This is a genomic window from Pseudomonas sp. 10(2024), assembly GCF_045164175.1.
GTDB lineage: Bacteria > Pseudomonadota > Gammaproteobacteria > Pseudomonadales > Pseudomonadaceae > Aquipseudomonas > Aquipseudomonas alloputida.
Genome location: NZ_CP174006.1, coordinates 3,300,354 through 3,322,545, shown reverse-complemented (window position 1 = coordinate 3,322,545; position 22,192 = coordinate 3,300,354). Strand labels below are relative to the sequence as shown.

Here is a 22,192-nt window from a genome sequence, read left to right as displayed (position 1 = left end):
CACTGATGGTCTAACGGGCAAAGCCCGGATAGAGTCAGTGGTAATTAGAGGTTCACAAAGGCGAGGTATGCGATGTCCCGCATGATCCGTTTCCACAAGTTCGGTGCTGCCGACGTGCTCCGTTGCGAAGAGCAGGCCGAACCGTCACCCGCTGCCGACGAGGTGCAGATCCGCGTCGAGGCGGTTGGCGTCAGCTGGTATGACGTGCTTTGGCGCCAGAATCTGGCACCGTCCCAGGCGCGTCTGCCAGCGGGGATCGGTCACGAAATGGCCGGGGTGGTGACTGCGGTTGGTGAAGGGGTCGATGACATTGCCGTCGGTGACCGGGTCGCCAGCTTCCCGGCCACCAGTGCCAACGACCACCCGGTGTACGGCGATGTCATCGTACTGCCCCGTACAGCCATCACGCGCTACCCGAATGTGCTCACTCCGATCGAGGCCAGCGTGCACTACACCCCGCTGCTGATCGCCTATTTCGCCTACGTCGACCTGGCACGGGCCAAGGCCGGGCAGACAGCACTGGTCACCGATGCCAGCCATTGCGCCGGGCCTGCCTTCGTGCAACTGGGCAGGGCCCTGGGGCTGAAAGTGTTCGCCGCCACCAAGGAAGCGGCGCAGCGTGACTACCTGCTGGGCTTGGGCGCAGACAAAGTGATCGTCACCGAAGAGCAAGACCTGCTGCTGCAGATTGGCAAGTACACCGATGGCCGTGGTGTGGACATGGTGCTCGACGGCATGGGCGGCCCGCAGATGTCGCTGTTGGGTGATGTGCTGGCGCCGCGTGGCAGCCTGGTGCTGTACGGTCTGCAAGGCGGCAACCAGACGCCGTTCCCGGCCTGCGCGGCATTCCAGAAGAACATTCAGTTCTATGTGCACTGCATCGGTAATTTCACCGGCAAGCCAGAGCTTGGCATCAGCCAGGACCAGGTGGCGCTGCAGCGTGCCTTGCGCGATATCAACCAGTTCACGGCCGACCAGCTGCTGACACCGCAGATCATCAAGGTGTACCCGTTCGAGCAGGTGGTCGAGGCGCATCGCTACATGGACCAATGCCCGTGCGGCGGGCGCGTCGTGCTGGACATGGCGCATCACTGACGGTGGATGGCGCAAGCGACGAACCCGGGCAAGGTCCCGGGTTTTTTGTGCGCGGGATAAAGTGATTCAACACTTAAAGTAGGACTGTTCCTACAATAAATCACGATATGGACTACATATAAGTCAGTAGCTTTCGGGATGTCAGAAATATCCCGGCAAATAATCAGCCTTGAACGCTTTTGCCTTGCGAGTCACTGTGAACTGACACGGATGCTGAATGGTTTTTTTACCCTGAACTGTATCTTCAATTCGCGCTGCCTCCCTCTCGATAATGGCCCAATGATAGTTTGTGCAAGGAACGTGGGATGAGCATGGCTATGCCTGATATGGAGCAGTATGTGACAGCGACAGGCCATCGCAGGGGCGGTTTTTTCTCGATGGCTTGGCGACAGTGAAGGGTTACGTCATTACTTTCATTTTGTTGTAGGAAATTTCTTCTAGGTAAGTTTGGTGCATGTTCACGCTCAAATGTTGGGTGCATGCGCTGGCTGCATGAAGTTGATGAGGTGATTGCGTGACTGCTATTCACGACCAGGCGATGCATTATATCTACCAGCAAGTACTCGAGCGCTTGTTGAATCACATGTCCCAGGCGCAGCGCGCTTCCTTGCAGTTGCTGATACAACGCCTGTTGGTCGCTGCAGGCGGGCCGGAGTACATCGGTACTTTCAGCTTGCAGGTATTGCAAGGGAGCGACCGCCGCAGCAGCCGGCTGCTGGCCATGTTGCGTGCCGCGCAGCTGAGCATTGCCCTGCGTTCGCCGGTAACCTTCCAGCTGCGGGTATTGGTGGTCAGCCTGCCGGTTGCCGATAGCGCCACGCTGGAAGCTCACGAGCGCAGTTTTAGCGCGTTGTTCATGCAGGATGACCCGCGCGTGCAATTGCAGATGATCGAGGGGCGAGCAGTGGTGCCGTTCAGTTGTCGGCTCTCGGTAATGCCTGAGCGCTGGCTGCTGGCGAGGGACGCGATGTTGATGTTCGGCCACATGATCGATGCCAGGCCGGAAGCCCTGCTGGGTTGCCGCCTGTACCTGGAGCTGGCGGGCGCCGTGGTTCAGGCGCTGCAGGCAGCGGTGCCTCCCGATGCGTTGGTCACCGCCATGCCCGGGCTCCAGCGGCGCCGATACCTGGCGTGGGCCCGGCGTAGCCTGCGCCTGGCCGGCGTGCATGCCCCGCATGCAGTGCACCAGTGCCTGGCGGCGCTGGCCCAAGGGCTGAGCCGATTGCACGGTGCTGTTGGGGGCGCACCGGGTGGTCAGCACGAGCCGGTTCCAGGCGCCGTACCGGAGCGTGCGCCGGTGCGGCTGATCGCTATTGATGACCTGTTGCCGCACTTGCTTGAAGAGCAGCAGCTTGACGCGATGCTGGGTTGTCACTTCGAGACGGCTGCGGATGCTTTGCCGCTGTCCGAGTTCGTCGACTCGCTAGCCACGGCACAGCTGCATGAACTGCGCGCCCGCAGTCTGGAGCCGCTGGCCGGGCGCCCAGCGCTGAGGCTGGCAGGGCAGGCGGGTGGCAGCAAGCAGCGTGACGCCGTGCCGTTGCTATTTGGCAAAGCCTACGGCATCAACCAGGCCCAACTGGTGTGCCTGCTGTTCAGCCCGTTTGCCAGGCAGGGGAAAAACCTCGAGCGGTTCTTGCAGTGTCGGCACGCCGACATGGTGGTGGCGTTGCCGTACCTGCACAGGGCCTTGCAAGGCAAACCCTGCCCCGATGCAGTCAAAGCCTGGCTGGTGAATACCAGTGGCTTGCCGTTGGGGCAACTGCGGCAAATTTATGATGGGCAGTTGCCGTTGGCGGGATGGCGCCTGCTTAACAACCTGGCCCGCCGCGATGTACACCTGAGGCTGCTGCCACAGCTGGCGTTGGGGCGGCGGCGTGGTGTTGCGGGGCTGCCTTGATGGGGCGAGCGGCCCCAGGCGAGTTCGCGTATCGCAAGGTGTATCGCTACCTGGAAGCGTTGATCGAACAAGCTGCAGGCGTTGGCACATGCCGGTTGCCGTCATTGCGTGAGTTGTCCCGGCGGCTGCGGGTGTCGTTGGCGACGGTACAAAGTGCCTACAGCCTGCTGGAAGAGGAGGGCCGTGTACACTGCCTGCCGAGGTCGGGCTATTACGTACAGAACGATGGCAAAGATCAGGCTGTGGCCGTGGCCCGGCAGCCTCCCTTGCCGACGCAGCCACTGTTGGAGCGCATGCTGCTTGGTCACGAACGGCGTTTGGCCCGTCAGCGTGATCGCAGCGTTGCGTCCTGGGAAGCGCTGGGTAGCGCCCGTTTGCGCAGTGCCGTGGCTGAGCGATACACCCGCTGCTCCAACCAGTACTGGCATGCCGATGACGTCCATCTGGCCCCCGATGTGCTCGCGTTGCTGGAGACGCTGCTTGCGGCGCTGGCCCTTCAAGGTGGTACCGCATTGGTGCATTCGCCCTGTTGCTGGCAAGTGTTGCGCGCCCTGGCGCGTGCCGGCATGCGCGTGCTGGAGGCACCACTGGATGCCCGTGGCAACCCCGAGCTGCACGCGTTGGCCAAGCTGCTGGGTAGCGAGCCGGTAAGCCTGCTGGTCATGCCGTCTTGCCTGGGCATGCCACAAGGGCGGCTGGTTTCCCCGTATTACCAGCAGCAGCTTGGTCTTTTGCTTGGCCAGCACCCTGTATGGCTGCTGGAAAACGACCTGGACAGCGAGCTCTGTTACGACGGGCCGCCGAGCACACGCCTGCGTGACTGGATCGACCCGCGCTGGCTTCTGGTGATGGGCACGTTCGAGGCCGCAGTGGGGGCAGAGGCGCCGTATGCCTATTTACTGAGCCGTGACACCGTGCTGGCCAAGGCATTCGCCGAACGGGCGTTTCGGCTTGCGCCGCTACGTTTGCAGGCGCTTGCTCACATGCTCGGCAAGGGGGAAATCGAAACACAGCTGGTACAGCAACGCACAGACTTGCAAAGGCGTACGCAATACCTGGCGCATGTACTGCAATCGCAATTCGGCCAACGGGTGGTCTTCGACATGCCGCAAGGTGGGCAAATGCTGTGGGTGAGCTTTTGCCAGCCGCTGGCGTGGGACGGTATTGCCGCAGCGTTGGCAGGTTCTGCACTGCACGCACTACCGGGTGAGCAGTTCGGCCTGCCGGGGCATTACCCTCAACACCTTGCGCTGATCTGGCTGGGTGGGCGCCCGGATGAACTGCAACTGGCGGTAAGGCGACTGGCGCAGGCGCTTGAGGTGCGCTGCGGGCGAAACACCCGCTTCACAAGTTGAAATCAAGACGCTTGCAGGTGCTGCCAAGTACTGCGAGAGGGCCGACAAGTGAAATGACGGCCTGAAAACCTCAAGGTTCATTCGCAGCACAAAGAGCCACCTGCAGGGGGCGTAAATTGAGTTCTCCTCAGGGTTGCTCTTGCCCCTGACGCAAACGGGTACTGATCAGCGCCGCACATACCAGCAACGCGGCAATGATCCACAACCCGTTGCGGGTGCTGCCGGTGGTCTGCTCGATCAAGCCCATCACCGACGGCCCGACGAAACCGCCAAACAGACCGCAAGTGGTGACGAAGGCCAGGCCCGCCGCCAACGCACTGCCGCTCAGTCGGCTGGAGGGGAAGACGAAGATGATCGACTGCACCACGAACAGCATCAGCGCGGTCAGGGAAAACCCGATCAGGCCGATGAACGAGTTGGCCAGCGATGCCAGCAGCAATCCGGCCGCCATGGTCAGCAGGCCAAAGAACAGCAGCGTGCGGCAGCGGCGCGGCGAGGTGGCCAGGCGTGGGAAGGTAGCTGCGCCAATGGCTGCTGCAATCCACGGCACCGCTGTCAGCAGGCCGACCTGGAAGGGCGAAAGCGCAGCGTAGGTGCCGATAATGCCCGGCAGGAAGAAAATCACCGTGTAGATGGTGATCTGGTGCACGAAGTAGACCGCGATTGCCAGCCAGATCTGCCGGTCGCGGAACATCTGCCCCAGCTTGCTCTGCTGCGGTGCGGCCGCCTGCTCTGCGGCCAGGCGGCGCTCGATGTCCTGGGCGTCGGCAGCCGTCAGCCAAGGCGCCGAGGCCGGACCGTCCGGCAGCTTCTTCCACACGACATAGGCCAAGGCTACGGCGGGCAGGCCTTCGAGCACGAACAACCATTGCCAGCCATGCCAGCCCAGTACACCGTCCAGCTCCAGCAGGGCACCGCCCAGCGGGCCGCTAAGGATGTTGGCCAGGCACACACCCAGCAGGAAGTACCCCGTGGCACGGGCGCGTTGTTCGCGGTCGAACCAGTAGGTCAGGTACAGCATTACCCCGGGGAACAGGCCAGCTTCGGCTACCCCCAGCAACAGGCGCATGATGTAGAACGAGGTTTCACCCTGAACGAAGGCCATGCCCGCCGAGAGCAAACCCCAGGTAATCATGATACGGGTGATCCAGAAGCGCGCGCCCACCCGGTGCATGATCAGGTTGCTGGGCACTTCGGCCAAGGCGTAGGTGAGGAAGAACAAGCCCGCGCCCAGGCCATAGGCTGCTGCCGAAAGGCCCAGGTCGATGCCCATGCTGGCTTTCGCCAGGGCGATGTTGGTGCGGTCAAGAAAGCTCATCACATAGACGACGATGAGCAGTGGCATCAATTTGCGTAGCAGCAGGCCGTTCAAGCGCTGCTCATGGGGGGTGGCAGGGGCGCAAGCCGCTGCGCGGGTGAGGGTTGTCATTGTTTTTTTCCCCGTGAAAAGTGCTGGTGGTGTGCCGCGCAGCAGCGGCACACTCAGGTCTGTGGGTCAGGAACGGTTGATGTCGAGCCACACGGCGCCGTTGGGGTACTGGTAACGTTCCAGGGTCTCAGCGTGCATCTCGATGCTGTAGCCAGGGCGTTGTGGCGGCATGTAGCGCCCGCGATGGATCACCACCGGGTCGATGAAGTGCTCGTGCAGGTGGTCGACGTACTCCAGCACCCGGTTGTGCAGCGAGGCAGAAACCGCGATGTAGTCGAAAAGCGCGATGTTCTGCACATATTCGCACAGCCCGACGCCACCGCCGTGCGGGCAGACCGGCACGTCGTACTTGGCGGCCATCAGCAGCACGATCAGGACCTCGTTAAGGCCACCCAGGCGGGCTGCGTCCAGCTGGCAGAAGTCCAGTGCACCGGCCTGGAACATCTGCTTGAACATCACCCGGTTGTGGCAATGCTCACCGGTGGCGACACCGATTGGCGCAATGCGCTGGCGAATGGTGGCGTGGCCGAGAATGTCATCGGGGCTGGTCGGTTCTTCGATCCAAAGCGGTTCGAATGCGGCCAGGCGGCGCATGTTGGCCACCGACTCTTCGACGCCCCACACTTGGTTGGCATCCATCATCAGGGTGCGTTCCCAGCCGATTTCGTCGCGCAGGATGCTGGCGCGGCGGATGTCTTCTTCCAGGTCGGCCCCGATCTTCTGTTTGATGTGGGTCCAGCCGTCTGCCACGGCCTCGCGGGCCAGTTTGCGCATTTTCTCTTCGCTGTAGCCCAGCCAGCCCGGGGCAGTGGTGTACCCGGGGTAGCCTTCACGCAGCATGTGTGCCTCGCGCTCGGCTTTGCCCGGCGCCTGGCGGCGCAGCAGGGCGATGGCCTCTTCGGGGGTGAGCACGTCAGTGACGTAGCTGAAGTCCAGGCAGCGCACCAGCTGCTCTGGCGTCATGTCGGCCAGCAGTTTCCACACGGGCTTGCCCTCGTGCTTGGCCCACAGGTCCCACACCGCGTTGATGATGGCGGCGGTGGCCAGGTGGATCACGCCCTTTTCCGGGCCCAGCCAGCGCAACTGGCTGTCGCTGACGGTAAAGCGATGCCAGAAAGCGCCCATGTCGGCGCTTATTTCTTCGAGCGTAAGGCCGACGATCAAGGGGGCCAGCGACTGCACCGCTGCTGCGCATATTTCGTTGCCACGGCCGATGGTGAAGGTCAGGCCGTGGCCCTCGAGGGCGGCAGCGTCGGTGTGCAGCACCACGTAGGCCGCCGAATAGTCGGGGGCACTGTTCATTGCGTCGGAGCCATCCAGCGACAGCGAAGTGGGGAAACGGATATCGCGAACGCTCAGGTGGGTAATGCGTATGCTCATGGTCGACTCTTGTTCTGTTCAGGCACAGGGAGACCTGACTGTAGGTTGTCGAGCGATACAGGCATAATCGCCAAATCTTAATCAGTGATACCGGATTCGATATGTCTCGCTTGCCACCTGACAAGGCTCAGGCGCCTGCCAGCCTCGGTGCCTTGAAGATTTCCAGCCGTCAGATCACGTTGCTCAATGCCCTGGGTGAATTCGGCAGCCTGCGCCGCGCCGCCGCCGCGATGCACACCACGCAACCGGCCGCCAGCCTGTTGCTACAGCAGCTCGAGGAGCGCCTGGGGGTACGTCTGTTCGAGCGCCTGCCCCGGGGGATGCAAGCGACGCTGTATGGCGAGGTGATGATTCGCTATGCGCAAAACGCATTGCATGAGTTCGATCATGCCCAGGCGCAAATCGCCGAACTGGCGCGCGGAGCGTTGGGCCTGGTGCGGGTGGGCAGCGTCATGGGCCCGGTACCGGGCGTGCTGACCAGGGCGGTGCTGGCCTACAAGCGCGACCAGCCCAAGGTGCGTATCTCGCTGGAGGTGGGCACCAGCGATACCTTGCTGCCGGCCTTGCTACGCGGTGATTTCGATATGGTGGTGGGGCGCCTGCCGGACCAGAGTGACAGCCAGGAACTGAATATCGAGCTGTTCGACGGCGGTGAGCAGATGCGCGTGATTGCTCGCGCAGGTCATCCCTTGGCGACAGCCACAGGGCTGCAACTGGCCGACCTGGTGAGCTTGACGTGGATCTTGCACCCCATCGGCAGCCCGATGCGCCGTCGCGTCGAAAGCGCATTGCAGGCCGGCGGCATGGTGCAGTCGCTGGATATCGTCGAAACCGCCTCGATTCTGGCGACCACTGCCATGCTCGAAGCGTCCGAAATGATTGCGGTGGTGCCCAATGACGTGGCCCAGCATTATGCCCGCTATGGCATGGTCGCCATCCTGCCGGTGGAGTTGCCACTGGCGATGGCAAACCTTGGTGTGCTCACCCTGCGTTCGCGGCCCAACTCGGTTGCCCTTGATACCTTGCTGCGCTACCTGCGGGCACAATAACTTTCACCTGCATGAGGCCCTGCGTCTATGCCGCCGGACATGACCCATTCCAGTTTTTGCAACTGGATCCGCTACAAGCACCTGGTGTTGATCGACACCCTGGCGCGCACGCGCAACATGCACGCCACGGCCACGCGCATGAACCTCAGCCAGCCGGCGCTCAGCAAAATGCTGCGTGACCTTGAGGAGCAGTTCGGCTTTGCCCTGTTCGAGCGCCTGCCTCGCAGCATGCCGCCCACCGAACTGGGTGAATACGTGGTGCGGTACGCCCAGGGTGCCCTGGCCGAGTCGCAACAGTTCGTCGACCAGGTCAACCGCCTGCGCAACGGCGGGCACGGTTTCATCCGCGTTGGCGGGATCTTTGCCGCGACCGCATTGGTATTGCCGCAGGCCATCGCCGCCATCAAGGCGCGAAGCCCGTTACTGTCGATTGAAGTGGTGGAGCATTCCAGCGATCACCTGCTGACCATGCTCGAGCAGAACAAGCTGGACATCATGATTGGCCGCTTCACCGAGGAACGCTTCGGTCAGCTGTTCGACTTCCAGCCGCTGGAGCCTGAACCCTTCAGCCTGGTGGTGAACAGCGAGCACCCGCTCAATCAGCTCGACAACACACCGCTTGAGGCGCTAGGCGATTGGCCGTGGGTGCTGTACCCGGTGGGTACGCCGATCCGCAACCGCCTGGAGCAGGCGTTCCGGGTGGCCGGAATCGCCACGCCTGCCGACTGCGTGGAGACCATCTCCATGCCCATGTTCCTGCAGTTGCTGCAATCGGCACCGATGATTGCCATGCTACCGCGCTCGATGGTGGCCGCGCAGTTGGCCAGCGGGCAGTTCAAGGAGCTGCGCAGCCCTTTGCAGGTGCCCGCGCTGGAGTATGGAGTGGTCACCCGCAAGGATGAACCGCTGAGCGCCTCCGCCAGGGCGTTTGTCGAGATTCTGCTGGAGGGCGCGCAACGCCGGCGGCAATCTCCGGAAGATACTGCGTTCTGCCCCTAGCCGATTGAAGATAACGCACCGGAATACCCTTGCGATAACTTCAGGTTATCGCTCGATCGGATCATCTCATTGGGAATGCGGCACCAGGCTTCTTACAGTGGCTACAGCCATAACAAGAAGTCAGCCGCTCCGCCCTGAGAGGTCCCATGCAACTGATTGCCAAATCCGGTGACCCCGCCGTCATCCGCCTCAACCCTTTGGACAACGTCGTCATCGCCCGCCAGGCCCTGCTGCCAGGCGTGCGCCTGGATGCCGAGGCGATTACCGTGCGCCAACCCATCCCTTCAGGCCACAAGCTCGCCACCGAGCCTGTGGCGCAGGGCCAGCCGTTGCGCCGTTACGGGCAGATCATCGGGTTTGCGTCCCAGGCGATCGACGCTGGCGACCATGTGCATGTGCACAACGTGCAGATGGGCGATTTTGCCCGCGACTATGCGTTTGGTGTCGATACCCGCAGCCTGCCAGGCAGCGCCGCGCAGTTCCAGGGCATCGTGCGCGCCGATGGCCGTGTCGCCACCCGCAACTACATCGGCATTCTCACCTCAGTGAATTGTTCGGCGACCGTGGCCCGGGCCGTGGCCGACCATTTCCGCCGTGACATTCACCCCGAGGTGCTGGCCGACTACCCGAATGTCGACGGAGTGGTCGCCCTGACCCACGGTGCCGGCTGCGCAGTGGACCCGAGCGGTGAAGCCCTGGGCCTGTTGCGCCGCACCCTGGCCGGTTACGCCGTCCACCCCAACTTCGCTGCCGTGCTGATCATCGGCCTGGGCTGCGAAACCAACCAGATCGAAACCCTGCTGGAAACCCAGGGCCTGCAGGCGAGTGCGCAACTGCGCGCCTTTACCATCCAAGGGATCGGGGGCACTTCGAAAACCATCGCTGCCGGTATCGCCCAGGTCAAGGCGCTGTTGGCCGAGGCCAATCAGGTACGGCGCCAGCCGGTCAGTGCCCGCCACCTGGTGGTCGGCCTGCAGTGCGGCGGCTCAGATGGCTATTCGGGGATCACCGCCAACCCGGCACTGGGCAATGCCGTTGACCGCCTGGTGGCCGCCGGTGGTACCGCCATTCTCTCCGAAACCCCGGAAATCTATGGTGCCGAGCACTTGCTCACGCGGCGCGCGGTAAGCCGTGAGGTGGGGGAGAAGCTGGTGGCGCGCATTCGCTGGTGGGAAGACTACTGCCAGCGTATGAACGCCGAATTGAACAACAACCCCTCGGCCGGCAACAAGGCAGGGGGGCTGACCACTATCCTCGAGAAATCCCTGGGCGCAGTGGCCAAGGCAGGCTCCAGCAACCTGGTCGATGTGTATCAGTACGCGCAAGCCGTGCGAGCCCAGGGCCTGGTGTTCATGGACACCCCCGGCTACGACCCGGTCTCGGCCACCGGTCAGGTGGCCGGCGGGGCCAACCTGATCGCCTTCACCACCGGCCGCGGCTCGGCCTACGGCTGTGCCCCGGCGCCATCGATCAAGCTGGCAACCAACAACCGGGTGTTCGAGCACCAGCAAGAGGACATGGACGTCAATTGCGGCGGCATCGCCGATGGCTCCACCAGCATCGAGGAGCGCGGCGCATTCATCTTCGAGCAGATGCTGCGCATTGCCTCCGGGGAACGCAGCAAGAGCGAACAGCACGGCTACGGGCAAAACGAGTTCGTCCCGTGGCAGATCGGCGCCGTGACCTGATCGACCGCTCCCGTCCCATTTGCGAGGCAACTGCAATGATTCAAACCACGCTGTACAACGTGCAAGCGCTTACCACGTTTGTCGAGCAACTGTTCATGAAAGCCGGAGCCGACGTGGACGTCGCCCAGGTGGTGACCCGGGTGCTGCTCGAAGGCGAACTGCTCGGCCACCGTACCCATGGCCTCAACCTGGTCAGCCGCTACATCGACGGCATGCTCAGCGGGCAGGTAAAGGCCCGCGCGCAAGCGCTGGAACAGGTCGCCGACAGTGGTGTTTCCAGCCTGTTCGACGGCCACTACGTGTTGGGGCCCTATTGCGTCAGCCGGGCACTGGATTGCGCGGCCGCGGGCGCGACCAAGCAGGGCATCGGTATTGCGGTAGTACGCCGCGCTGCCCATATCGGCTGCCTGGCCGCCTACCTCAAGCCATACACCGACCAAGGGTTGCTGGCCATGGTCTACTCGTCGGATCCGTCGGTGGGGTTGGTCTGTGCTCATGGTGGCATCGACCCGGTGTACACCCCCAACCCGATTGCTGCCGGTATCCCGACCCAGGGTGAGCCGATCCTGCTGGATGTCAGCATGTCCACCGTCACCCTCGGCCTGGTCGGCCAATGCCGCGATGCCGGCCGGCGTCTGCCGCACCCTGTGCTGGTGAGCAATGACGGGCAGCTCAGCGATGACCCGGGCGATTTCTTTACCCGCCCGCAAGGCAGCATCCTGCCGCTCGGCGGCCAGGCCTTTGGCCACAAAGGGTTTGCCCTTGCGCTGTTGGTCGAAGCCCTCACCTCGGGGCTGGCCGGCCATGGGCGCAAGGATGCACCGGATCAGTGGGGCGCCTCGGCCACTGCGCTGGTGATTGACCCGCGCATGTTCGGCGGCCTGGAGGCGTTCCTCGACGAAACCAGCTTCCTGGGGGGATTGGTTCTGGCAAGCCGCCCGCTCGACCCCGAACGCCCGGTACGCCTGCCGGGGCAAGCAGGCCTTGCCCTGCGTCGACAGGCCTTGGAGCAGGGCGTGAACCTTTCGCCGCAGCTGATAGCCGACCTTGAGCGCGTGGCTGGGCAGTTGCAACTGCCGGGACTTTTCCAATGATGCACAGCAAGGGAACACAGATGACTGATCGAACGAACGCCAATCAACCGCTGCCAGTGAACCATGATGCCAGCGTTTTCGACAGCGGCAGCTGGGTAGGGCGCGTCTGGTTGCCGGAGCAGGGGCCGGCGGTGGTGCTGGTGAAAGCCGGCGCCGTCTACGACATCAGCACCCACGTGGCGACCGTCTCGGCGCTGCTGGAAGTGGACGATCCGGTGGCCTACCTGCGTGCCTTGCCGCTGGCCGAACCCTTGATTGCGCTGCCGGCATTGCTGGACAACAGCGATCCTGCACGGCGCACCCCGCACCAGCCGTGGCTGCTGGCGCCGATCGACCTGCAAGCGGTGAAGGCCGCAGGTGTGACCTTCGCCACCAGCCTGCTGGAGCGTGTGGTAGAAGAACAAGCCAAGGGCGACCCGGCCAAGGCCGACGCCATCCGTGACACCCTGGCCAGCCGCATTGGCGCCGACCTGTCGCAGATTGTGCCCGGCTCGGCTCAGGCCGAAGCGCTGCGCAAGGTGCTGGTAGAGCAGGGCCTGTGGTCGCAGTACCTGGAGGTGGGTATTGGCCCGGATGCCGAAGTGTTCACCAAGGCCCAACCGCTGTCTGCGGTTGGCCACGGTGCCGACATCGGCATCCACCCCAAGTCCAGCTGGAACAACCCAGAGCCGGAAGTGGTGCTGGCCGTGTCGAGCAATGGCAGCATCAAGGGCGCCATGCTCGGCAACGACGTCAACCTGCGCGACTTCGAAGGGCGTAGTGCGTTGCTGCTGTCCAAGGCCAAGGACAACAACGCTTCCACTGCACTGGGCCCGCTGCTGCGGTTGTTCGACGAAAGCTTCGGCCTGGACGATGTGCGTGCTGCCGAGGTGGACCTGCGGGTGGAAGGCGAGGACGGCTTTATCCTCTCCGGGCGCAGTTCCATGCGCCAGATCAGCCGTGACCCGCAAGACCTGGTGCAGCAAACCCTCAACGAAAACCACCAGTACCCTGACGGCCTGGTGCTGTTCCTCGGTACCCTGTTCGCCCCCAAGCAGGACCGCGATCAGCCGGGTAACGGCTTTACCCACAAACCGGGTGACGTGGTGAGCATCAGCAACCCGCAACTGGGTACCCTGTGCAACCGCGTGACCACCAGCGATCTGGCACCGCAGTGGGACTTCGGCCTGCGCGCGTTGATCGACAACCTCGGCCGGCGTGGCCTGCTGGAGGTCGCGGCCACCGCCCGCCCGCTTTGAACGGCTCGCTGCGTCAGGGAGGGGCGCAGCATCATCGAGGGATCGTCAAGGCGCTGACAGCGCGGCAACAATAATAATAAAGGTCATCACATGAACCCAATGAAGAAGTACCAGCGCATTACCGTCGTGTTCCTGCTGCTGATCGGCATCGTCAACTACCTGGACCGTAGTGCGCTGTCGATCGCCAACACCTCCATCCAGAAAGACATGATGATCAGCCCGTCGCAGATGGGCATCCTGTTGTCGGCGTTTTCCATTGCCTATGCCTTTGCCCAGTTGCCAATGGGCATGATCATTGACCGCCTGGGCAGCAAGATCGCCCTCGGCGCCTCGTTGCTGGGCTGGTCGGTTGCCCAGGCGGCGTTTGGCATGGTCAACAGTTTTGCCGGTTTCATGGGCCTGCGGGTGTTGCTGGGGATTGGCGAGGCGCCGATGTTCCCATCGGCGGCCAAGGCATTGTCGGAGTGGTTCGACGCCAACGAGCGCGGCACCCCGACCGGTGTGGTCTGGTCGTCGACCTGTCTTGGCCCCTGCCTGGCGCCGCCGTTGCTGACGCTGTTCATGGTCAACTTTGGCTGGCGCGGCATGTTCATCATTACCGGCGTGATCGGCGTGGTACTGGCGCTGTGCTGGCTGACCTTCTACAAGAGCAAGGCCCGTTTTCTGGCAGAGCTTGCCGCCGAGGGCAAACCGCTGCCGAGTGAGCGCCCGGCTGCGGCCGCCGCTGCAACCGCGCCGAAGGCTTCGTACTTTGCCGGCTGGCTTGATCTGTTCAAGCACCGCAGTACCTGGGGCGCGGTGTTGGGTTTCATGGGGGTGATCTACATGCTCTGGCTGCACCTGACCTGGCTGCCGGGCTACTTCGAGCGCGAGCATGGCCTGGACCTGTACAAGACCGCCTGGGTGGTGTCGCTGGCGTATGGCTTCGGTGCGGCGGGGACCATCGTTGCCGGGCGCTTCTGTGACTGGCTGGTAAGGCGTGGCATGAGCGTGCTGGGCAGCCGCAAGTTCAGTGTCATCACTGGCCTGGTGCTGGCAGCGCTGTTCACCTTGCCACTGTCGTTCGTCACCGGCCTGACGGGGTGCATCATGCTGCTTTGCCTGGCGCTGTTCAGCATCAATATGGCCAGTGCCACCGCCTGGATGATCGTCAACACCATTGTCGACAGCCAGCGCGTGGCCTCGTTTGGCTCGATCCAGAACTTCGGCGGTTACATCGCAGGCTCGGTGGCACCGATCGTGACGGGCTTCAGCATCCAGTACTCGGGCTCGTTCACCACAGCGTTCATGATCAGCGCGGTGGTGGCGCTGTGCTCGGCGGTGGCGTACTTCCTGCTGCTACAGGCACCCATTGGCAGTGCCAGGGTCGAGGCGGGCGGGATGGCTGGCGCAACTGAACAGGCGTGAACGCTACGGGGGCTGCAGTGCAGCCCCTGAACCCTTGGTTGATCGTGAGGCGACCCGCGGCGCTTGTCATGGAGGGGTATCTGTATGTATAAACAGTGCCTGTTGCCGCCATCTGACTTCCGCCCGTGATCGCCCATTCCGTCGACGACCCGTTCTACTATCTGCATAACTTCCGGCAGGTCGTGCTGTGGGTCGAACAGCGCTACCAGGACCTGCTCGATGACCAGGAACTGGCCTTCATCCGTACCTTCAGTCAACTGCAAGCGCCAGCCCAGGCCTTGATGGTGCGCATGGTGATGCGCAAAGGCGAGTTGTTTCGCAGTGATCGGCTCGACTACGCCGAAATTGGCGATACTGCGCTGGCGCTGCAGCCGTTGCTGGCCCTCGGCTGGGTACGGGAGCCCGAGCAACTGGACCTTGAACAGCTGTTCGCCTTGCTGCGCAAGGAAGAACTGGCCCGCTGCTTCGCCCGGCAACTGAGCCGCCCGCGCGCGGCCAAGCATGAGTTGTTGGCACAGCTGCAACCCCTGGCGCTGGCGGCCCGGTCACTGGTCGAATGGTTTCCCGAAAGCGAGGTGCGCATCCTGCAGTGGTGCCTGCAACCTCTGTGCGACCGCATGCGCCTGCTGTTCTTCGGCAACCTGTACCAGGACTGGTCAGACTTCGTCCTCGCCGACCTGGGCGTGCTGCGTTACGAGCAGGTGCCGTTCAGCCCGGATTCTCGTGCCTTGCAGCAACGTGTCGATGTCGACCTGGCCATGGCGCTGCACCAGTGCGCCGAGCGCCTGGAGCAGGGCGGCGACCCCCTGCCGATCCTTGCCACCTTGCAGGGCCTGCACAGCGACAACCCCTGGCTGGCCCGGCGCCATGCGCGGCTGCAATTCGCCGTGGGCCAACAATGCGAACGCCTGGGTGAATGGGACCTGGCCACGGCTGTGTATGCGCAGTGCAACCATCCCCAGGCGCGCATTCGCCAGGTGAGGGTGCTGGAGCGCAGCGAACAGTGGCACCAGGCCCATGCACGGGCGTTGCAACTGGCAGCGGCACCTGCCAATGCGCTGGAGGAGCAGGCGCTGCAACGCATGCTGCCACGCCTGGCGCGCAAACTCGGCGGCCCGCCACAGCGGCGCCAGCGCACCACGCCGCTGGAACTGATCGAGCTCAAACTGCCCCGTGGGCACGCTGCGCTGGGTGTTGAAGAAGCCGTGCGTCAGCACCTGATGCAAGAGGGGGGGCAGGCGCATTACGTGGAGAACACGCTGTTCAACAGCCTGTTTGGCCTGTTGTGCTGGGAGGCCATCTTCGCTCCAGTGCCCGGCGCATTCTTCAACCCGTTCCAGGCCGCGCCACAGGACCTGCACGACAGCGACTTCCAGCAGCGGCGCAGTGCGCTGTTCGAACGCTGCCTCGGGCGGCTCGACGAGGGTAGCCATCGCCAGGCGATTCTCGACTGCTACGTGGCCAAACAGGGATTGCAGTCGCCGTTCGTGTCCTGGTCCATGCTCAGCGAGGAACTGCTGGAGCAGGCCTTGGCGTGCCTGCCGGCCGCAGCGCTCAAGCAATGTTTCCTGCGCCTGTTGCAGGACATTCGCAGCAATCGTGCCGGCATGCCCGACCTGATTCAGTTCTGGCCCGAGCAGGGCCGTTATCGCATGGTCGAGGTCAAGGGGCCCGGTGACCGCCTGCAGGACAATCAGCTGCGCTGGCTGGAGTTCTGCAGGCAACACGGCCTGCCGGTCGCGGTGTGCCACGTGCGCTGGAGCGAAACACCTTGAGCTACAGCGTAGCGGTGCGCGCCTTGTGTGAGTTCAGCGCCAAGGTCGGCGACCTGGACCTGCGCTTCACGCCATCGCCCACCGCCCAGGAGGGTATCGAAGGGCATCAGCGGGTGGTGGCACGGCGGGCTGCTGGCTACGAGTCGGAAATCGCCCTTGAAGGCCAGTTCGAAACCCTCAGGGTGCGGGGCCGTGCCGACGGATATGACCCTGCCAGCAATCGTCTGGAAGAGATCAAGACGCACCGTGGCGATCTGGCGCGTCAACCGGCCAATCACCGTCAGCTGCACTGGGCACAGGCCAAGGTCTATGGCTGGTTGATGTGCCAGGCACGACAACTGCCGGCCATCGAGGTGGCGCTGGTGTACCTCGACGTGGACAGCGACGGCCAGACGCTGTTCACTGAGCACTGTTCGGCTGCCGAGTTGCAGGCCTTCTTCGAAACCCAGTGCCAGCGCTTTCTGGGCTGGGCTCGATGGCAGCAACGACGCTTGGCCGAACGTGACCAAGGCCTGCTGGCGCTGAGTTTCCCCTACCCACAGTTCCGAAAAGGCCAGCGGCAGTTGGCTGAAACCTTGTACAAGGCGGTGAGCACCGGCCGTTGCCTGATGGCCCAGGCCAGCACCGGCATTGGCAAAACCCTTGGTACCTTGTTCCCGCTGCTCAAGGCCATGGTGCCGCAGCAGCTGGACAAGCTGTTTTTTCTCACCGCCAAGACACCAGGCCGGGCACTCGCCCTGGATGCCATGCGCCAGATCACCGATGCCACGCCGCAACCTGCCCTGCGCACACTGGAGCTGATCGCTCGCGACAAAGCCTGTGAATACCCGGACAAGGCCTGTCATGGTGAGTCCTGCCCATTGGCCGCAGGCTTCTACGACCGTTTGCCGGCTGCGCGCGAGGCTGCGGCAGCACTGCCGTTGCTCGACCGCGCCAACCTGCGTGAAGTGGCTTTGGCGCACCAGGTGTGCCCGTACTACCTGGGCCAGGAGATGGCGCGCTGGGCCGACGTGCTGGTCGCCGACTACAACTACTACTTCGATGCGCATGCTTTGCTGTTCGGCCTGACCCAGCTCAACCAGTGGCGAGTGGCAGTACTGGTGGACGAAGCGCATAACCTGGTCGAGCGTGGGCGCGGCATGTACAGCGCCAGCCTTGACCAGGGCCAGCTGCTGGCGTTGCGCCAGAGCAAACCGCCTGGGCTGGTCAGTGCGCTGGACCGCCTGAACAGGCAGTGGAACGCGCTGTATAAAGAGCAGCGTGCGCCGTACCAGGCCAGCGAGGCGCTGCCTGAAGGGCTACTGCGCGCCCTGCAGCAGTGCGTCGGGCTGATTCAGGAGCAGATGAACCAGGTGCCCACGCACATCGACCCCCAGGTGTTGCAGTTCTACTATCAGGCCTTGCAGTTCTGCCGGGTTGCCGAGCTGTTTGACGAGCACTTTCTGTTCGACATCAGCCAGCGCCAGGGCCCGCGCAAGCGGCGGCTGGCCACGCTGTGCCTGCGCAATGTCACCCCGGCACGGCTGCTGGCACCGCGCATGCAGGCGGCGCGCAGTGTGACGCTGTTTTCCGCCACGTTGAGCCCACGGCATTTCTACAGCGACCTGCTGGGCATGCCAGCCGATACCGCCTGGCTGGACGTGGCCGCGCCGTTCCGTGCCGAACAGCTGGAAGTGCGCATTGCCAGCCAGGTGTCCACCCGTTACCAGCAGCGCCAAGCCTCCCTGGCGCCGATCGTTGACCTGATTGCCCGGCAGTATGAGCGCATGCCGGGTAACTACCTGGCGTTCTTCAGCAGCTTCGAATACCTGCAACAGGTGGCAGGGCTGTTGGCTGAGCAGCATGGGCAGATTCCGCTGTGGTCACAGGAGCCGGGCATGGACGAGGCGGCTCGCCAGGCATTTCTCGATCGCTTTGTCGCCGATGGCCGAGGTGTGGGCTTTGCTGTATTGGGCGGTGCTTTCGGCGAAGGGGTGGATTTGCCCGGCACGCGGCTGATTGGCGCGTTTGTCGCCACCCTGGGGCTGCCTCAGGTCAACCCGGTCAACGAGCAGTTCAAACAGCGCCTGGGGCGGCAATTTGGAGCGGGTTTCGATTACGCGTACCTCTACCCGGGCGTGCGCAAGGTGATCCAGGCGGCGGGCCGGGTTATTCGGGGTGACCAGGACCGTGGCGTACTGGTGCTGATTGACGAACGCTTCGCCGAGCCCCGGGTGCAGCAGATGTTTCCAGGGTGGTGGGCGGCGGCTATTGTCTAGCGGTCTTTCGCCTTTGACGATCAGTCGCAATCAGGGGGGATCAAACCATCCACCAAGTTCCCCTCATGGCACACCGCCGCAAGGCGGCCCAAGCACGTCAACCGGGCATTCCGTCTGCCCGGGGCCGGAGCAGGATGGGCAGGTAATGGCGCAGGAACAGCAACAGCGCCAGGCTCCAGCACAGTGCCGAAACGCTTACCCCCAGCGATGTGAACAGCGGCAGAATCACCCGGGCCAAGGTCGCCAGTTGCATCAGGGCAAAGGCCCAGGCAATGCTGGTCGGCACCTGCAATGGCCTGCCGGTGTGGCCCAGGCTGACCCGCGCCATCATGGCCAGGATCAGCCCGGTCATGGCGCCAACGGTCAGCGCGTGGGTCACCAGGCTCGGGCTCAGGGCCACCCCGCTATGCCACAGCGCCATGCCCAGGCAGGCCAGGGCGAGCCAGGCGTAGGCCAGGTGTAGCGACCACAGCAACGGTACGCGCCACAGGCCACGGTCGTGCCACAGCACCAGTCGGGTCGCATGCAGCGCGAACAAGGCAAAAAACAGCACCGCCAGGCTTGCTTGCGGCGTATCGGCCAGGCCGGTGGCAAACGCCAGCGGTACTGCGACGCCGAGCAACAGGCAGGCTCGGTCCAGCCATGGGCGGGCAGGGGCCGCGTCAAGGTAACCCAGGCCACGGCGGGTAAAGAATGGTATGACCCGGCCGCCGAGTACGGTCATCATCGCCGTCACCAGCCACAGCCCGGCAAATATTCCACGACGCTGCCACAGTTCGTCCTGGTGCAACCAGCCGGCCAAGGTCAGCCACTGGCAGGCGGCAATCAACAGCACCAGTACGACGATCGGGTAGTTGTTGCGCAGGCGCCGTTGCAGGACCGGTCGTGCCAGGTTCAATGCCACCAATGGCAGGAAGCTGCCCTCGACCAGTACCAGCAAGCTACCCGGTAGTGGCATAAACCAGCTTACCCGCCCCAGCAACCAAAGCAGGAACACACCCTGCAGCGCCCGCCCGCTCAAGCCTGGGATGCCGCTCCAGTTCTGCACGGCGGTCAGCAGAAAACCCGCGATAATGGCGGCGGCGAAGCCGTAAAGCATCTCGTGGCGGTGCCAGGCGAGCATACCCCCGGGCGGTGCAGGGGCCAGTGCCCCAGCCAGTACGCCGGCCCACAACAGCAGGGCGATCAGCGCAAACAAACTGCCACCCAGGAAGAACGGGCGAAAACCCAGGCCCCAGACGGCTTGGCGTGGGCGTGAAGCAGTGGGTTGCAAGAGCATGGGCAGTCCTTGGTTCGTTCAGTAGGCTTCAATTGGGGTAAGATCACGATCCGTGCCAGTTGCAAAGCCCTTGAATATCAAGGTGATGGCACTTCTCAGGGTCCGAATGACACGCGCGTATTGCGGTCATTCAGACTGGCTTGTATGTCGTTTTGACTTGCTTCAGGGTTTGCCTGGTTCAGTGCCGGCTGACGCTTCGCTACAGGATTCACGTTTTGTCCGACCTCTCGAAAAATCCGCTGCTGCAGTACATGGCCCGTCTGGCCCCATCCAGCCAGCAAACCATGCGCTACATTCTTCAGGACGCCGCCGACCGGCTAGGTTTTGTCGACTGCAACATTGTCGATGTGCCTTGGCATCGGCTCGAGCCGGGCCATGTGATTGCACTGGTGGCTGCCCTGCGTGCCGATGGCTACGCGCCCAACAGCTCGTCGCTGTACGTCAACGCGATTCGCGGGGTGATGAACGAGGCCTGGCGTCAGGGCCTGATCGACCACGAGCAGCTGTTGCGTATTCGCGAGGTCAAGCCAGCCACAGGCTCCCGCCTGCCGCCAGGGCGCAACCTGCGCCGCAGCCTGATCCGCGAACTGATGGATGTGTGCGCTGCCGACCCGCGGCCACAGGGGGTACGTGATGCGGCGATCATTGCCTTGCTGTACGGCACCGGCATGCGCAAGTCGGAGTCGGTCGACATCGACCTCGACCAGGTCGACTTCGAGGCGCGCAGCCTGCAGGTGGTGGGCAAGGGCAATCATCAGCTGGTCAAGTACGCACCGCCGTGGGCGTTCGAGAAGCTGCAGGCCTGGCTTGAGCTGCGCCGCCAGGACCTGCCTGCCGGGGCGGAAGATGATCCGTTCCTGTTCAACCGCATCCGTCGCGGCAACCACATTACCCGGGCACGCATTACCAAGCATGCGATCTACTACATTGCCCGCCAGCGCGGCGCGCAGGTGGGGGTGAAGATCATGCCGCACGATTTTCGCCGGGCATTCATTACCCGGGTGATCGAAGAGCACGACCTGTCGATTGCGCAGAAGCTGGCGCACCATGCCAATATCCAGACCACGGCCATCTATGACCGGCGTGATGACAACGAGCGTCGGCGTGCCGTGGACCGCTTCGATTACTGAGGCTTGATATTGTAGGGCTCAACGCAGCCCCATTTTCACGTATGCCGGCACCGAAACAGGGCCGACACACGCCCCTGCTTTGTGCGCCATTGCCCCGCATGCCCGATGCCAGAGCGGGCACTGCACAGGTTTCATCATCGTTCACCTGCGAAGTTGGCCCGCAACCTGCTATATCCAGCCTGCGAATTTGATCGAGTGGTCAGGCCGTGCGCGCTAGCAGGCGCCCGCGCCGGACCCTCTAAACGGCCAGCAGGCCACGGATTTCAGGGGCCGCAGGATGTCGCTCGCGGAGCAGATCGAACAACAGCAAGACGATGCGGGCTGGAGTGCTCACCTGCAGTTGCGCTTTGTCCAGCGTGACGGCGTGACCCGCCTTGGTGCGTGGAAGCATTTCGGACCTCTTTTGGTGCAGCGGCCTTTCTATCCTGAAGGTGCGCCGTGCCATGTCTATGTCCTGCACCCGCCAGGCGGCATCGTCGCCGGCGACCGCCTGGAACTGGACATACACCTGGAACCGGGTAGCCACGCGCTGCTGACCATGCCCGGCGCCAGCAAGTTCTACCGCAGCATCGGCCCGACCGCGCGGTTGGCCCAACGCTTCCATCTGGCCGCGGGCAGCACCCTGGAGTGGCTGCCGCAGGACAGCATCTTCTTCTCCGGCGCCCGGGCCAGCCTCGCCAGCCGTTTTACCCTTGAACCGGGCGCCCGCCTGCTGGCCTGGGAAACCCTGTGCCTGGGCCGTCCGGTCATGCACGAGCGTTTCGACCACGGCGCCCTCGACAGCCTTTTGCACATCGAAGTGTCTGACGAGGTTGGCCTGCATGAGCGCCTGCGTCTCGAAGGCGGGCATCTGGACAAGCTGGGTGGGCACCCGCTACTCGCCACCTTCTGCGCCGCACCTGCCGATCAGGCCGTGCTGGAGCAGGTTCGCCCGCTACTCGATGAATTGGGCAACCCGGCCGGTGCGACCCTGCTCGGGTCGTTGCTGGTGATCCGGGTGCTCGACCATGACAACCAACACCTGCAACGCACCCTGCAACGCCTATGGCATGTGCTGCGCCCGGCCATCCTCGGCCTGCCAGCCTGCCCACCGCGTATCTGGGCTACCTGAGAGAG

16 protein-coding genes are annotated in these 22,192 nt (G+C 63.5%); 13 read left to right on the top strand and 3 right to left on the bottom strand.

Going from position 1 to position 22,192, the window contains the following annotated elements:
• Window positions 1-72: 72 nt before the first annotated feature.
• From ACI7M0_RS15005 to ACI7M0_RS14995, 3 genes are all read left to right on the top strand, one after another.
• The gene (locus ACI7M0_RS15005; protein WP_014591301.1) at window positions 73-1,095 is read left to right on the top strand and encodes a zinc-dependent alcohol dehydrogenase family protein; all 1,023 of its coding nucleotides are present in this window, start codon (window positions 73-75) and stop codon (window positions 1,093-1,095) included.
• Between the two features lie 514 nt (window positions 1,096-1,609).
• Entirely contained in the window at window positions 1,610-2,995 is a 1,386-nt protein-coding gene (locus tag ACI7M0_RS15000) for a hypothetical protein (RefSeq protein WP_129932681.1), read from the top strand.
• A complete protein-coding gene (locus ACI7M0_RS14995) occupies window positions 2,995-4,350 on the top strand; it encodes a GntR family transcriptional regulator (RefSeq protein ID WP_129932680.1) in 1,356 nt (451 codons plus the stop codon). Before ACI7M0_RS15000 ends, ACI7M0_RS14995 begins: the two co-directional genes overlap by 1 nt.
• Window positions 4,351-4,477: 127 nt before the next feature.
• On the opposite strand, the gene ACI7M0_RS14990 is transcribed toward ACI7M0_RS14995, so the two are convergent.
• A complete protein-coding gene (locus ACI7M0_RS14990; RefSeq protein WP_129932679.1) occupies window positions 4,478-5,779 on the bottom strand; it encodes an MFS transporter in 1,302 nt (433 codons plus the stop codon).
• Between the two features lie 66 nt (window positions 5,780-5,845).
• A complete protein-coding gene (locus ACI7M0_RS14985; RefSeq protein WP_049586184.1) occupies window positions 5,846-7,159 on the bottom strand; it encodes an L-fuconate dehydratase in 1,314 nt (437 codons plus the stop codon).
• A gap of 101 nt (window positions 7,160-7,260) precedes the next feature.
• Between ACI7M0_RS14985 and ACI7M0_RS14980 the strand changes: the two genes are divergently transcribed.
• From ACI7M0_RS14980 to ACI7M0_RS14945, 8 genes are all read left to right on the top strand, one after another.
• Window positions 7,261-8,208: a LysR family transcriptional regulator gene (locus ACI7M0_RS14980; protein WP_129932678.1), complete on the top strand. Its 948-nt coding sequence runs from the start codon at window positions 7,261-7,263 to the stop codon at window positions 8,206-8,208.
• A gap of 27 nt (window positions 8,209-8,235) precedes the next feature.
• A complete protein-coding gene (locus ACI7M0_RS14975) occupies window positions 8,236-9,207 on the top strand; it encodes a LysR family transcriptional regulator (protein ID WP_129932677.1) in 972 nt (323 codons plus the stop codon).
• Between the two features lie 146 nt (window positions 9,208-9,353).
• Window positions 9,354-10,895: a UxaA family hydrolase gene (locus ACI7M0_RS14970; protein ID WP_064493097.1), complete on the top strand. Its 1,542-nt coding sequence runs from the start codon at window positions 9,354-9,356 to the stop codon at window positions 10,893-10,895.
• A 35-nt stretch (window positions 10,896-10,930) separates the two neighbouring features.
• The gene (locus ACI7M0_RS14965) at window positions 10,931-11,989 is read left to right on the top strand and encodes an Ldh family oxidoreductase (protein WP_104961872.1); all 1,059 of its coding nucleotides are present in this window, start codon (window positions 10,931-10,933) and stop codon (window positions 11,987-11,989) included.
• Between the two features lie 20 nt (window positions 11,990-12,009).
• Entirely contained in the window at window positions 12,010-13,227 is a 1,218-nt protein-coding gene (locus ACI7M0_RS14960; protein ID WP_129932676.1) for a fumarylacetoacetate hydrolase family protein, read from the top strand.
• 99 nt (window positions 13,228-13,326) lie between these two features.
• Complete coding sequence (locus ACI7M0_RS14955; protein WP_177429911.1) at window positions 13,327-14,634, top strand: MFS transporter; 1,308 nt, start codon at window positions 13,327-13,329, stop codon at window positions 14,632-14,634.
• 125 nt (window positions 14,635-14,759) lie between these two features.
• Entirely contained in the window at window positions 14,760-16,409 is a 1,650-nt protein-coding gene (locus tag ACI7M0_RS14950) for a VRR-NUC domain-containing protein (RefSeq protein WP_129932674.1), read from the top strand.
• A complete protein-coding gene (locus ACI7M0_RS14945) occupies window positions 16,406-18,667 on the top strand; it encodes an ATP-dependent DNA helicase (RefSeq protein ID WP_129932673.1) in 2,262 nt (753 codons plus the stop codon). Before ACI7M0_RS14950 ends, ACI7M0_RS14945 begins: the two co-directional genes overlap by 4 nt.
• Window positions 18,668-18,764: 97 nt before the next feature.
• Here ACI7M0_RS14945 and ACI7M0_RS14940 read toward each other — a convergent pair whose 3' ends face one another.
• Window positions 18,765-19,946 (bottom strand): NnrS family protein, encoded by a 1,182-nt coding sequence (locus tag ACI7M0_RS14940; protein ID WP_129932672.1) that lies wholly within the window; start codon window positions 19,944-19,946, stop codon window positions 18,765-18,767.
• Window positions 19,947-20,161: 215 nt separating this feature from the next.
• On the opposite strand from ACI7M0_RS14940, the gene xerC reads away from it, so the two are divergent.
• Window positions 20,162-21,076 (top strand): tyrosine recombinase XerC, encoded by a 915-nt coding sequence (xerC, locus tag ACI7M0_RS14935; RefSeq protein WP_004576552.1) that lies wholly within the window; start codon window positions 20,162-20,164, stop codon window positions 21,074-21,076.
• A gap of 277 nt (window positions 21,077-21,353) precedes the next feature.
• A complete protein-coding gene (locus ACI7M0_RS14930) occupies window positions 21,354-22,187 on the top strand; it encodes an urease accessory protein UreD (RefSeq protein WP_129932671.1) in 834 nt (277 codons plus the stop codon).
• Window positions 22,188-22,192: the final 5 nt, after the last annotated feature.